12 protein-coding genes and 1 riboswitch are annotated in these 12,419 nt (G+C 57.3%); of the genes, 4 read left to right on the top strand and 8 right to left on the bottom strand.

Annotation, left to right across the window (positions count from 1 at the left end; all coding sequences use genetic code 11):
- Positions 1-79 precede the first annotated feature (79 nt).
- On the top strand, positions 80-859 hold the full coding sequence (locus ACK2JC_RS05575; RefSeq protein WP_368272216.1) for a DeoR/GlpR family DNA-binding transcription regulator: 780 nt from the start codon (positions 80-82) through the stop codon (positions 857-859).
- 25 nt (positions 860-884) lie between these two features.
- Positions 885-1,640 carry a DeoR/GlpR family DNA-binding transcription regulator gene (locus ACK2JC_RS05580; RefSeq protein ID WP_092362243.1) on the top strand — a complete coding sequence of 252 codons (756 nt, stop codon included), beginning with the start codon at positions 885-887 and terminating at the stop codon, positions 1,638-1,640.
- 302 nt (positions 1,641-1,942) lie between these two features.
- On the opposite strand, the gene ACK2JC_RS05585 is transcribed toward ACK2JC_RS05580, so the two are convergent.
- Genes ACK2JC_RS05585 through ACK2JC_RS05595 form a run of 3 tightly spaced genes read right to left on the bottom strand, consistent with a single transcriptional unit; the run spans position 1,943 to position 5,154 of the window.
- Positions 1,943-3,547, bottom strand: a complete 1,605-nt coding sequence (locus tag ACK2JC_RS05585) for an altronate dehydratase family protein (RefSeq protein WP_320936151.1) — start codon at positions 3,545-3,547, stop codon at positions 1,943-1,945.
- Positions 3,544-4,365, bottom strand: a complete 822-nt coding sequence (locus ACK2JC_RS05590; RefSeq protein ID WP_227169238.1) for a sugar phosphate isomerase/epimerase family protein — start codon at positions 4,363-4,365, stop codon at positions 3,544-3,546. Before ACK2JC_RS05590 ends, ACK2JC_RS05585 begins: the two co-directional genes overlap by 4 nt.
- A gap of 15 nt (positions 4,366-4,380) precedes the next feature.
- Positions 4,381-5,154, bottom strand: a complete 774-nt coding sequence (locus ACK2JC_RS05595) for an SDR family NAD(P)-dependent oxidoreductase (protein ID WP_107434447.1) — start codon at positions 5,152-5,154, stop codon at positions 4,381-4,383.
- A gap of 284 nt (positions 5,155-5,438) precedes the next feature.
- On the opposite strand from ACK2JC_RS05595, the gene ACK2JC_RS05600 reads away from it, so the two are divergent.
- On the top strand, positions 5,439-5,675 hold the full coding sequence (locus tag ACK2JC_RS05600; RefSeq protein WP_368272217.1) for a polya polymerase: 237 nt from the start codon (positions 5,439-5,441) through the stop codon (positions 5,673-5,675).
- Between the two features lie 718 nt (positions 5,676-6,393).
- Here the strand turns inward: ACK2JC_RS05600 and ACK2JC_RS05605 are convergent.
- The 5 genes from ACK2JC_RS05605 to ACK2JC_RS05625 form a co-directional block, all read right to left on the bottom strand.
- Complete coding sequence (locus ACK2JC_RS05605) at positions 6,394-7,248, bottom strand: sugar phosphate isomerase/epimerase family protein (RefSeq protein WP_320938158.1); 855 nt, start codon at positions 7,246-7,248, stop codon at positions 6,394-6,396.
- Positions 7,238-8,476 (bottom strand): NAD(P)-dependent oxidoreductase, encoded by a 1,239-nt coding sequence (locus ACK2JC_RS05610; protein WP_320938159.1) that lies wholly within the window; start codon positions 8,474-8,476, stop codon positions 7,238-7,240. Before ACK2JC_RS05610 ends, ACK2JC_RS05605 begins: the two co-directional genes overlap by 11 nt.
- 133 nt (positions 8,477-8,609) lie before the next feature.
- Positions 8,610-9,203 (bottom strand): folate family ECF transporter S component, encoded by a 594-nt coding sequence (locus ACK2JC_RS05615; RefSeq protein ID WP_320938160.1) that lies wholly within the window; start codon positions 9,201-9,203, stop codon positions 8,610-8,612.
- Positions 9,204-9,268: 65 nt separating this feature from the next.
- A riboswitch (THF riboswitch) is annotated at positions 9,269-9,371 on the bottom strand.
- A gap of 141 nt (positions 9,372-9,512) precedes the next feature.
- Complete coding sequence (locus tag ACK2JC_RS05620) at positions 9,513-10,538, bottom strand: MBL fold metallo-hydrolase (RefSeq protein WP_092362228.1); 1,026 nt, start codon at positions 10,536-10,538, stop codon at positions 9,513-9,515.
- Positions 10,535-11,071 (bottom strand): phosphatase PAP2 family protein, encoded by a 537-nt coding sequence (locus tag ACK2JC_RS05625; RefSeq protein WP_320938161.1) that lies wholly within the window; start codon positions 11,069-11,071, stop codon positions 10,535-10,537. Before ACK2JC_RS05625 ends, ACK2JC_RS05620 begins: the two co-directional genes overlap by 4 nt.
- A 301-nt stretch (positions 11,072-11,372) precedes the next feature.
- On the opposite strand from ACK2JC_RS05625, the gene ACK2JC_RS05630 reads away from it, so the two are divergent.
- On the top strand, positions 11,373-12,389 hold the full coding sequence (locus tag ACK2JC_RS05630) for a PTS transporter subunit IIC (RefSeq protein ID WP_092362224.1): 1,017 nt from the start codon (positions 11,373-11,375) through the stop codon (positions 12,387-12,389).
- Positions 12,390-12,419 lie beyond the last annotated feature (30 nt).

The following is a 12,419-nucleotide window of genomic DNA, read 5'->3' on the forward strand; positions in this document are numbered from 1 at the left end:
CGCGGGTTTTGACATTCGCTTATTGCTTTTTGAGCATGTCTTGGGTATAATGAATTCATAACGCAGGGGGGTATACAATATGAAACGTGCAAAATTGTTAGAAATGGAAGAATATATCCGGTTCCGGCAGACCATTTCCTTAAAGGAGCTGCAGGATCACTTCGACGTCTCCATCAATACCGTGCGCCGTTACATCGCCACCATCCTGGAGTCGAATCCCGACATCAAGAAGGTTTACGGCGGGGTCACCGTGGAGACCGGAGCCGTGCCCAGAGGGAACGCGGTCTTTCACCCTTACTCCGAGGCGCCGGAGATTCAGAATGTCAGCGAGAAGCAGCGGCTCTGCCGCTACGCGGCCTCCAGGATCCGGGCCCACGACATTATCTATATTGACAACGGGACCACCACCAGCTTCATCCCCTTTTACATTCCGGATGAGTTGCCCTTGACAATCATCACAAACAGTGTCAATATTATCAATGCTGTGATCAAAAAGCCCAACATTACCCTGGCCACGCTGCCCGGCATTCTCAACCGGGCCACCATGTCCTTTACGGGCGAGAGCTGTTCCCAGCAGATGAAAACCTACAACATACTCAAGGCATTTCTCTCGTGCGTCGGCTTCTCCCTAAACGCGGGGGCCACCAATTTTTCCGTGGAGGAATACAAAATCAAAAGCATCGCCGCCCAGAAGGCGGAGGAGGTATTTTTGCTGGCCGACCACAGCAAGATCGGCCACAGCACCTTAATGACCTATTGCCCGACATCCAGGATTAACACTCTGATTACCGATCAGCCGTTAAATGACGAATATGAGGAAACATTTCAAAAATATGGCAACCAAATAGTGATAGTTTAGAATTGATTATGCAAAGGAGAATCTTGTGAACGAGCAGAAATTGAAACGAATTGAAGATTATGTTGAGGAGCACGACAACGTGTCCATGACCGCCCTGTGCAATGAGTTCAATATATCCATGAGCACGCTGCGCCGCGCCGTCACCGTGCTCTGCGAGCGGGGTACGATCAACAAGAGCTACGGCTGCGTCTACACCACCAGCAAGCGCAAATTCATGCCCTTCCACCTGCGGGCCAGCTTAAACACCGAGGCCAAGAAGGAGGCCTGCCGCTACGCGGCGCAGCTCATCCAGGAGAACGACATCATCTACCTGGACAGCGGCTCTACCACCTGCTATATCCTGGATTATGTGAGCCATTTGAAAAACATCACCGTGATCACCGGCAACATCGACATCATCATAAAAGCCCTGGCCCTGGACAACGTGACGGTTTTCGTCCTGCCCGGCCTCTTAAACAAAAAGAACAATTCCTTCACCCCCACCAACGCCAAGGAGGCCTTCGCGCCCTACAACATCACCAAGGCGTTTATCGCGGCCTCCGGCATGTCCCTTGCCAACGGCTTCTCCCACAGCGATCCCATGGAGCGGGAGACCAAGCTGGCCGCCACCCAGAAATCGGAAACCATCTGCTTTGTGCTGGACGACTCCAAGTTCGGGCACACCTCCCTCATCTCCCTGGGACCGGTCACGCTGGCTAATATCATCTGCTCCAACAAGAAGCCGGATGCGGCCATCGAACAGTATTGCAGCGAACACAATATTATGCTGAAATATTCGTGAGCGGGACCGCGGGGGCGCGGTTGAGAGGTCCGGTAAGGTTCTTGTGCCGGAATGAGATTGGAATGCGGCTGAAAATCAATAAATCCCCCGTCAGCGGGCGCGGTTCTTGTGGCGCCCGGGTGGCGGGGGATTTTTTTGTGGGGGGTGGGAGGTGGGCGGCGCGGCGGCGTGGGGGCGGCGCGCAGTATGTGGGCGCGCGGGCGCAGGGACGGCGGCGCCCGGCGGGCCGTGTTCGGGGGCGCAGAGGCGGCGCCCGGCGGGCCGCAGGCGGACGGAGCCGCCGGACTCACCCGCCCTGCGCGCTACAGCAACACTCCGCTTTTAAACAGCATAATCTCCCGGAACCCGTTGATCTCGCTGCGGGTTTTCTTGCCCGAGGCAACTTCCAGCACCAGCTTCCACAGCTTTTCCGACAGCTTTTCCAGAGAATCCCCGTTCACGATAGTGCCCGCGTTAAAATCGATCCAATGGCGCTTGCGCTCATACAGAGCGGTGTTGGACGAGAGTTTAATGCACGGGATGGCAGTGCCCAGCGGATTCCCCCTGCCGGTGGTGAACAGCAGAATCTGCGCGCCCGAGGCCACCAGGTCGGTGATGCTGACGTTGTCGTTTCCCGGCCCGGTCATCAGGTTTAATCCGGGCCTGCGAACCGGTTCCCCGTAGTCCAGGGTATCGCTCACCACGGCGCGGCCGCCCTTCTGCACGCAGCCCAGGGATTTCTCCTCCAAAGTGGTGATCCCGCCCTCCTTGTTGCCCGGGGACGGATTCTCGTACACCGGCTGGCCATAGTCCAGATAATACTGTTTGAAGGAATTGATCAGGTTCACCACCTTCTCAAAAGTCTCCCGGGAGTCGGCCCGGTTCATGAGAATCGTCTCAGCCCCGAACATTTCCGGCACCTCCGTCAGCACGGCCGAACCGCCCAGAGAAGTGATCCGGTCGGCCACAGTGCCGCAGAGCGGATTGGCGGTCACGCCGGACAGGGAGTCCGAGCCTCCGCACTTGAAGGCGATTTTAAGCTCCGACACCGGCACCCGCACCCGCTTATCCCGCTTCACGATCTCCGCCAGCTCCCGCAAAAGCTCCAGCCCGGTCCCGATCTCATCCCCGGCCTCCTGGGTGACCAGCACCCTGAACCGGTCCCGGTCGTAATCCCCCAGCACAGGGAGAAATTCGTGGATATTGTTATTCTCGCAGCCCAGGCTCACCAGCAGCACGCCGCCCGCATTGGGGTGTTTGGCGATGGCGGCCAGTAGCTTCTGCGTCATCCGGTGGTCGTCCCCCAGCTGGGAGCAGCCGGAATTGTGCGGAAACGCGAAAATGCCGTCGCAGGCATCGCCGAATTCCACGGAGGCCAGCTTTGCCAGCACATCCGCCGTGTGGTTGGCGCAGGAAACTGTGGGAATAATCCAGATTTCATTGCGCACCCCCACCGCGCCGTTTTTGCGGCGGTAGCCCTTGAACGTTGGTCCCGAAGGGGCGGACGACAGGCGCGCCAGGGCCCCCGTTCCCGCAGGGGCCGCCGCTCCCGCCGTTCCCGCAGGGGCCACCGCCCCCGGCATTCCCGCAGGGGCCACTGCTCCCGGCGCCCCCTGCTCTCCCGCCCTCACGCTGTAAGACGGGCGGTACTCATATTCCAGCGTGCCCTCCAGGTTGGTGCACATATTGTGGGAGTGCACCCAGGAGCCTGCGCGCACCCGCTTTGTGGCGTGTCCGATGGGATAACCGTACTTGATCACGTCCTGGCCCGGCTCCAGATCAGACAGAGCCACCTTGTGGCCTCTGGGAATCACCTCCGCGGCCGTGCAGCAGCCGCCCGTGAACTGAATCTCACAACCGGGCTCCAACTGCTCCAGCGCGATGGCCACATTATCCGCCTCATAAATTCTAAAATAAGCGGTCTTCAACGGATCACCGCCTTCATCTCCCCGATAAACCGTCCGGCCTCCGCCAGAATGGCCTCCCGCGACGGAAGATTAAAGCACTCAAACGAACAGTAATCCTCAAATCCCGCCGCCTTCAGCAGCCGGAAAATAGCCGGGAAATCCAGATGGCCATACCCCGGAAACCAGCGGTTGGAGTCCGCCAGATGCACGTGCATAAGCCTGTCCCCCATGCGGTCAATGGCTTCCCCGAAGTCCCGGTCCTCGATGTTAGCGTGAAACACATCCCAGTGCACGCCCACGCACTCCGGGTTGCCCAGATCCCGCTCAATAAAATCCATGCAGGAATCCACAGTATTGAACAGCGCCGTCTCATAACGGTTGATGGTTTCCAGAATCAGCTTCACCCGCTGCTGCCCGGCGTAATCCACCACCTTCTCCAGATTTCGCGCCAGCAGGGTCCGCTCCTCCCGCTCCTTCCCCGGCGTTCCCAGTCCGCGGATCAGCCCCAGCGTCACCTTGCAGTCCAGAATCTTCGCGGCCCGGATATGCTCCATCAGGCGCTCCTGCGCCCGTTCCAGCGTCTCCCCATCATCCAGCAGCGTGATGTGCTCCAGCGTCCTGGCCTGGCCGGTGGAAATGTTGGAACAGGCCAGCCCGCGCCTGTCAAGCTCCGCCTTAAATCCCTCCACGTCCAGGTCCCGGTAGTGGGAAATGCACACCTCGGCGGCGTCAAATCCGCTGTCCCGAAGCCAGTCCAGGGCCTCCGGGTACTGCGCCGCGGTAAAAGGAGAGAAAATTGTGTCGTACTGGATGGTCATCGTTGAACTGAATTTCATCATCTTCCGCCCTCCCCTTTAAAAGCCATGGGACAGCGCGCCGCCGTCCACCGCGAAGTCCTGGCCGGTGAGATAGGTGGAACCCTGGCTCAGAAGGAACAGCATCATATATCCGATCTCCACCGGATCCCCGAACCGCCCAAGCATAGGTTTCGCCAGAGCCGCCTTGTGCCGTTCCGGATTTTTCCGGTACATCTCCTGGTTCAGCTTGGTGGAAAACCATCCCGGCGCCACGCTGTTGACCAGAATATTGTCATGCTTCCACTCCTCGGCCAGACCGATGGTCAGCCCCTTCACCCCGGACTTGGTCATGCAGTAGGGAACCACGCCGGAATGCCCCATATAGGCCGCCATGGAGGAAATGCTCACAATCCTTCCAATATACCGGGATTCCTTCAGGTACGGATAACACATGCGGCAAAGCTCAAAAATGGATTCCAGGTTCACATCCTGAATCTGTTTGTACTTTTCCATGGGATATTCCTCAGCCCGGCACTTGTAGGTGATGCCCGCGTTGTTGATCAGAAAATCCAAATGCCCCTCATCTGCGGCAATCCGCTCCACAATCTCCCGTACCGCTTCCCGATCGGTCAGGTCCGCGTGGATATCGATCATATTTCCGGTGATCTCCTTCTCGTCGCTGCGCTCGATGATATCCAGGTTGTAGACTGTGGCCCCCGCGTTTGTCAGCACCTGGGCGATCCCCATCCCCAATCCCCTGGAAGCGCCGGTCACAATCCCCACGTGCCCCTCCAAATTAAATAGTTCGTTGACATAATCCTGGCTGTTCATCTTCTACCTCCTCTTCTTTTTTGCCACCGTTTCCCGATGCAATTTCAATATAGCACAATCCCCCTGGCCCTTCAACTAAAATCATCAGTTTTTGATAATATTTATTTCATTTTATGTATATATTTATTTCATATAAATTTTTATACCCTTGTGCACTTCATAAATTAGATATAATACTGTCATTTTTTAGTTTAATATAGTCAAAATATATTCAAAATATATTGCATTCATGGGGAGGCAGTGATAAGATGAAAACAGAAAAATATAACCAGGAGGTAACAGCTATGAAGTTTCGACACATCAAGGACATTGACGGATTTTTCGAGGCAGTGGGGTCCTGCAAGGGGCGCGTGGAGCTGGTGACGGACGAGGGCGACCGGCTCAACCTGAAATCCAAGCTGACCCAGTATTTGGCGATGGCTAAGGTGTTTACTCAGGGAAATGAGATACCGGAAATGGATGTTGTGGCGTCGGAGAAGGAGGATATGGAGAGGTTGTTGGAGTTTATTGTGATGGGGTAGGGTGCGGAGAAAGGACGGGATGGGGGGGAGGCTGGGATGCATCCGTTCGTGAGAGGCAGGGGGGCGGGGCTTGAGACTCCGGTTTCCGCGGCGGGAGTGTCTAAGGCCCAAGAAGCCGGGAAAGCCGGGCACCGCTCCGAGCTCCAGCGCCGGCCTGATGCCGGCCCCTCCGCCTACGCTTTGCTCCGGGCGCTGAACGCCCTGCGCAATCCCGCCTTTCCCGACTCCTTGGACCTAAGACTCTCCGAGCCGCTCCAAAGTCGCCTCAATCCCCGCCCCCCTGCCTCTCACCCACTACGTTTTCTCGATTACCTCTTCCCTCGCTTTTCCTTGGGGTAAAAAAATCTCTGGCTTAGGTGACTGCCCTTTGCCAGAGATTTTACAATTTATTCCAAAAATCAGGTTGGAAGATCTTTTACTTTATTTGGGAGTGCGTTGTGGGGGGACTTTTCCTTTACGGCAGGAAATGCCAGGCCATGGCGGGGGAGGGGTTCGGGGGCGTGTGGAGGGGAGTCAATGGTGCTTAGGTACCGGCAGTGCAAAAGAAGGGGGCAAAAGCTTGCCTCAAAGCAAGCTTTTGAGTGGACCTGAACAGCGTATTCCTTCAGGAATACGGTGTGAATGTCCACGGTACCCCTTCTTTTGTGCTGTCGGGACCTTAGCAACATGACTTCCCGGAACTCGCCCCCGAACCCCTCCCCCGCCATGGCCGTCCCTTTCAGCTCACCCCCGTAAAAATGCTTTGCAGATATTCCACATCCCCATGATACCGCTCCCGGCTGGAGTTTTCCAGCAACATCGCGATGTGGGGTTTGTTCTGTTTGACCAGTTTGAGGAGCGGCTCGAAACAGAAGTCGCCTTCCCCTACATGCCGGAACTGCTGGATTCCGTTCTCGTAGACGAAATCTTTCATGTGGAGGGCTCCGATGCGGTCGCCGTAGTAGGCGAAGGCTTTCTCTACGGCCCGGCGCTGGGACTCGGGGGAGACGGAGTCGGGGCCGATCAGGTTGACGGCGTCCAGGATTACCTCCACGTTGGGGGAGTCGATGTCCTCCAGAAAACGCTTCATCCGCGCCGGACTGTACAGCGTGTGGTCGAATACGCCCTCCACGCCCACGATCACGCCCAGCTTCTCCGCGGCGGATACGATCTCTCTCATGCTCTTTAACAGGAGCTGGTAGGCTTCTTCCGTGTAGGTCTCGGGTGTGACGGCCATGTCCGGGTCCAGGCGTCCGGTCTCGGTGCCTACCATGTCCGCTCCGATCACGCGGGCGTATTTTAAGTGCTCAATGAAACGGGCTACCTCTGCCTGCCGCTGGGATTCGATGGGGTTCACCGGGTTGATGTAGCAGCCCAGCACCGCCACGTGGATTCCGTTTTCCTGCAAAAGGGAACGGATGTGGCGGGCGAAACCGGCGCTGTAGTGGCCGGGGGTAAAGTTGTAGTTGGAAATGGATTTGGACATTGCCAGCTGGATCTGGGTGACGCCCGCGGCCTTTACCTGGCCGAAAAGCTCCTCCAGCTCCATTTTCGGGCAAATGTCATGGCAGCGCATTCCTGCATTAATCTTCATCTGTTCTGCTCTCCTTTTTCTGCATGTAACGGTCCATGGCGTCGGCCACGATCTTGGAGTAGGCCACCGCCTCCACTACCGTCTTGGCGCCCAAGACCACGTCGCCGGAGGCAAAGATGCCTTCCACCGTGGTCTCGCCGTATTCATTTGTCTCCAGAAGGCCGTTTTCGGTGGCTTTTAAGCCTTCCGTGGTGTTCACAAGCTTGCTCTTGGGGCCCTGACTGATGGAAATGATCACAGAGTCCGCATGTACCTGCTCGGTGTTCTCCTCATAACCGGTGATATTTCCATTTTCATCGCTGTAAATGCTTCGGAATACCGGGCCGTCGTCGTTGATTTCAATGATCTGTTTGCCGAATTCAAATTTGGCTCCGTCCAGCATGGCGTACTGGGTTTCGTGAAGGCTGGCGTCGGAGCGGGCGCCCCGGGCGTAAAGGGTCACGTCCCGGGAGCCGTGGCGGATCACCGTTCTGGCTACGTCCATGGCCGAGTTGCCCACGCCGATTACGGCCACCGTGTCCCCCAGCTCGTAGGCGTCAGGGTTAGCAAGGTAGTCGATGGCGAAGTGCACGTTCCCCAGGGATTCTCCCTTTATGCCCAGCTTCTTGGGCCGCCACACGCCGGTGCCGATGAAAATGCTCTGGTAGCCGTCCCGGAACAGATCCTTGATCTCCAGGGCTCCGCCGATGGTGGTGTTGGGGCGGATCTTGATGCCCATGGCGCGCAGCTTTTTCTTGTAGCGCTCCAGGATGGTCTTGGGCAGACGAAATTCCGGGATTCCGTACTGGAGCACGCCGCCGATCTTGTCCCGGGAGTCGAAAATGGTCACGCTGTAGCCCTTCTTGGTCAGAAGGATGGCGATGGTGATGCCCGCAGGCCCTGCGCCGATCACGGCGACCTTTTTCCCGTTTTTCGGAGCGCAGTGGACGTCGATGCGCTCGAAACAGGTGTCGGATATATAGTTTTCAATGCTGCTCACATGGATGGGCTGGCCCTTGCGGCCTAAAACGCAGTGGCCCTCGCACTGGCGCTCGTGGTTGCAGACCAGGGCGCAGACCAGGGACAAGGGGTTGTTCTCAAAGGCGATTTTTCCCGCCTCCTCCAGACGTCCCTCCCGCATCGCTTTGATGATCGCCGGTATGGGCGTGTGGATGGGGCACCCCTGCTGGCACATTGGTTTTTTGCACTGGAGGCAGCGGTTTGCCTCGTCGATTACATGTACTGCCATGTTCGTTTTTCCTCCTCTATGAGCTTCTGACTGTTTCATTTTTGTTCAGTCGCATCATAGCACGCAGACAGGGGCCCTGCAACACGCAAAGCCCCATTTTTCTGCACTTTTTGAGGAACAGCCCGTCAGCTTTTTAACGCTTCCCGCCGGTTTTCGGCCCCTTTTCCAGGGCGGGCTTTAAGCCAAATTGCCGCAGCACGCCCGCTGTTTCCATGAATTTGGCCAGATAAAAAAATATCAGGGAATCGATGGGCCACATGATCACGTTGCGCAGAATTCTGGGCGGAAGCAGCAGCCAGAATCCCTTGCCCAGAAGAATGGACAGGCAAAAGGTGTTGAGGATCACATTACAGATCAGCGCGACCGTGAATTTTGCCACCAATACCCGCCACAGGCGCATGGGGCGGCCGTAGAAGAAGCAGCCGTAAATGCACCCGGCCAGCATGGTGACCATGGTCAGCCCCGGGAAATAGGCGTTGGTGGGTTTAGCCAGGTATTTCAGGATATCCATGGTGCCGTTAAACAGCGGCCCTACCACCGGGCCGAACAGCCAGGCCACAAATTCATTGGGGATTCCGGAAAATCCGATCCGCACCGAGGGAATGATTTCCACGGAAAGACTGCCCAGCACCAGCGCGACGGCCCCCATCATGGCGCACACCGTGACGGTTTTTACCTGCTTGAATTCCTGTAGGGATCGGGTGAACAAAGTTGCTAATTTCTTCATAAAAAAATTACCTCCTTTGCAGACCTCTCGTACTACAATAGGAGATAATGATACACTATCCCTGTTGCAGCGGGATGCGGCCTACGCACCGCAAGGGATGATTCCCTTTTCGTCCAGCTGACAACTCCCTGTTCAGCCGGCACTTAACGCGCATAAACCTACTCTGCATTTCCATATTTAATTTTGACAAAGGCGGACCGGGAGAGGTCCGCCCTTCGCCTGACTATAACTATACACGATATTGAAAAATATGCAAGTGAAATTTCCGTTTCGGAAGATAAGCCGTCTGAACGGAAACGTCTCCGCCTTTTACGGCGCCTCCCAATAAAACACCCCGTCCCGCTCCGTCCGCAGCGCGAAGTCCTCCTCGTAGAGGTATTCCAGGCAGGAGAACGTCTTGGAGATCACCATTTTCAGCTTGATGAACTGGGCCTGGTCCGCAGGCACGCGCTCCATGCCGTAGGCCAGACGCGCCACCTCCTGGGTGGTCATGGCCCTGCGGCCGTGGACCAGGATGCTGCGGATCATATCCGCCTTGTCCAGGTAGGAAAACACAATCCGGTTCACCGTGCCCGCCAGATCCGTCACCGGTCCGTTGTGGGCCGGCAGCACCAGGCAGTCCGCGTAATGGTGCTTAATGTATTCCAGGGATTTAAAATACCGGGCCAACAGCCCCTCGTCCGGGTAGCTGGTCCCCACAATGGGCACAATCCCGTTGATCACCTGGTCCGCGATAAACAGCACCTTCTGGTCCGCGTCATACAGCCCAAGCTGGCCGTAAGTGTGGCCGGAGAGCTCCACCGCCTCAAACCGGTAATTCCCGTAACAGAACACATCCCCCGCCGACGCCGGGGTGTAGTAGAAGCCCGGGATGTCGAACTCCCAGCCCTTTTCTCCCTCCGCCCGCCGGTTGATCTCCATAAACATCTCCCAGACCTCGGGCGTGTCCTGCGGAGTCACGCCCACGCTGCGCAGCACCTGGGGCTGATCCTCCGCGGCCCCGTGGCTGTGGCTGTAGTACAGGCAGTCGTAGCAGTGCCGGTCCTCCAGGCGGTTCAAAAACAGCCTGGCTCCCCGCTCCGCGTACACGCTGGCCAGCCCGCAGTGGTCGTGGTGCTTGTGCGTCAGAAAAATGTCCAGCTGGTCGTAACGGATCCCCAGCTCCTCAAGCACTCCCTCCATGACCCGCAGGCAGTCCTTGTTGCGGAAGCCCGCGTCCACCATCAGGCTCCGTCCGCCTTCCGTTCCCTTGACAATAAATATTTTAATTTCGCTGATGCTCAGCTGCCCGCTGTGCAGCTCCACCTCGAAAATCCCCGGCGCGCGCTCAATCATGTTCTCACCTCTTCCTGATTTTTCCGGCGCTTTTCCGTCCGCTTAAGCAGCCGGTGCACGCCCAGGGCGATTGCCGTTCCCAACACGGCCCCCGCCAAAACATCTGTGGGGAAATGCACAAACAGATACAGCCGCGAGAACGCGATCAGCACCGCCAGCGCCAGGGCCCACAGCCCCCAGTCCCTGCGGTACAGGAAAATGCTCACCGCCCCCTCAAAGCTGGCCAGCGTGTGTCCGGACGGAAACGAAAAATCCCTCGGACTGGCAATCAGCAGGGGAATGGACCCGTCCAGCCAGCAGGGCCGCTGCCTGGCGATCAACGGCTTTAGAATTATATTTCCCAGCAGCAGCCCCACCGCCAGTGAGAGCGCCACCGCCAGGCCGATCTTTCTGGTCCGTTTTTGGCAGAATAACAGGGCGGCCACCAGTATCCAGAACCACCCGCTCTCCCCCAGAAACGTAATTCCTTTCATAACCTCATCCAGAAACGGCGTATGCAGCTTCTGGATCATATACAATAGTTCAAACTCCATCCTTTGGCAGTCTCATCCTTCCTGAAAACAGCGTTCCATTATTTTTCCCATTATATACTACGGGCGTTTAAAATGCAAGGCGGCCCGCGGCGGCGCTCCCGCTCTTCACCCGCAGACTGCTCTTCACCCGCGGGCGCTCTTCGCCCACGGTCCGGTCTGCGTCAGCGCTCTTGATATTGTTAATTTTTTATCAATATCAGGTGAATTTTTACAAAAACCTTGCTTTTTTCTAAAACTATGGTAAAATCCCTAACAATTACGAAAAATTCTTCGAAAATAAATCTAAAGGGAGCGTAACATCATGTCAAACTTCAAGGAATTCCTCAAAAAGAAGAACGTGAACTTCACCGTTCAGGCCTATTTCATCGACGCTCTGGGCGCTATGGCCTTCGGACTTTTCGCCTCGCTGCTCATCGGAACCATCTTCGACACCCTGGGGCAGCAGCTACATATCGAGAGTTTCAATGTGATCGCCCAGTACGCCAAGAGCGCCACGGGCGCGGCTCTGGGAGTGGCCATCGCCCACGCCTTAAAAGCGCCCCAGCTGGTGCTCTTCTCCGCCGCAACGGTGGGCATCGCGGGCAACACCCTGGGCGGACCGGTGGGCGCGCTGGTGGCTACGGTGGTGGCTACCGAGCTGGGCAAGCTGGTGTCCAAGGAAACGCGGCTGGACATCGTGGTAACACCCGGAGTCACCATCATTTTCGGCGTGCTGACGGCGCAGTGCGTCGGCCCCACCGTGGCCCGGTTCATGGACTGGTTCGGCACAGTGGTGAAAACCGCCACTGAGATGCAGCCCTTCTTTATGGGAATTCTGGTATCCGCTCTGATCGGAGTGGCCCTGACCCTTCCCATCAGCAGCGCGGCCATCTGTATCGCCCTCTCCCTGGACGGCCTGGCGGGCGGCGCGGCCACCGCCGGCTGCTGCGCGCAGATGATCGGCTTTGCAGTCATGAGCTACCGCGAAAACCGCATCGGCGGGCTGATGGCCCAGGGCCTGGGCACCAGCATGCTGCAGATGGGCAACATTGTGCTCAATCCCCGCATCTGGATCCCGCCCACGCTGGCTTCCATGATCACCGGCCCCATCGCCACCATGGTGTTCCGGATGGAGAACATCCCCACCGGCTCCGGCATGGGCACCTGCGGCCTGGTGGGCCCCATCGGCGTGTTCACCGCCATGGGCGGCGGCGCCAACATGTGGCTTGGCATCCTGATGGTCTGCTTCGTGCTCCCCGCGGTGCTGACCTTTATCTTCGGCGAAATCCTCCGCAAGATCGGCTGGATCAAACCCGGCGATCTGAAGCTGGACCTGTAATCCGGCGTTGGTTGGAGTCCGCCTCACTCC

It is taken from the genome of Enterocloster lavalensis (genome assembly GCF_046603895.1).
Classification (GTDB): domain Bacteria; phylum Bacillota; class Clostridia; order Lachnospirales; family Lachnospiraceae; genus Enterocloster; species Enterocloster lavalensis.